Origin of the sequence: Alcanivorax profundi, from assembly GCF_003597125.1 — a bacterium.
GTDB classification, from domain to species: Bacteria; Pseudomonadota; Gammaproteobacteria; order Pseudomonadales; family Alcanivoracaceae; genus Alcanivorax; species Alcanivorax profundi.
This window is the reverse complement of the sequence record NZ_QYYA01000182.1, coordinates 1-377: the sequence shown is the minus strand read 5'-3', so window position 1 is coordinate 377 and position 377 is coordinate 1. Positions and strand designations below refer to the sequence as shown.

General features: G+C 45.4%; 1 protein-coding gene. It reads right to left on the bottom strand.

Features of this window, described 5'->3' with window-relative positions:
- Positions 1–377, bottom strand: a 377-nt coding sequence (locus tag D4A39_RS17865) for a hypothetical protein (protein WP_199699513.1), incomplete at both ends; no start/stop codon positions are given.

The following is a 377-nucleotide window of genomic DNA, read 5'->3' as shown; positions in this document are numbered from 1 at the left end:
TGCCACCTCGTAGAAATGCTCTTCGTAATGCTCAGGAATACGAATCAACTCACGATACCACCAAGTCTCCACTTCCCCATCGCGTTTCACAAAGTGTCCTCCTTCAGGAAGGGTAAAATACTCATGAAGCATATGATAGATAGGAGCAGTCGTATATGGCTTGTTCTTCTGATAATCTGTGCGAGTAGAACGCTTGTCCAATGCTTTTTTCTTCTTTTTTGCAGGAGTCTGGTCACCTGATGCAGAAGACGGAGTAGATGGAACGTCATCATTGGAATCTTCAGGCCAATCAGACTTTTCTTCTTCTCTCGTAACCTCTTTGCCAGACTTCAGCAAATTCTTTTGCTCCGCATTACGCTTGAACCGTTGGCGCTGGC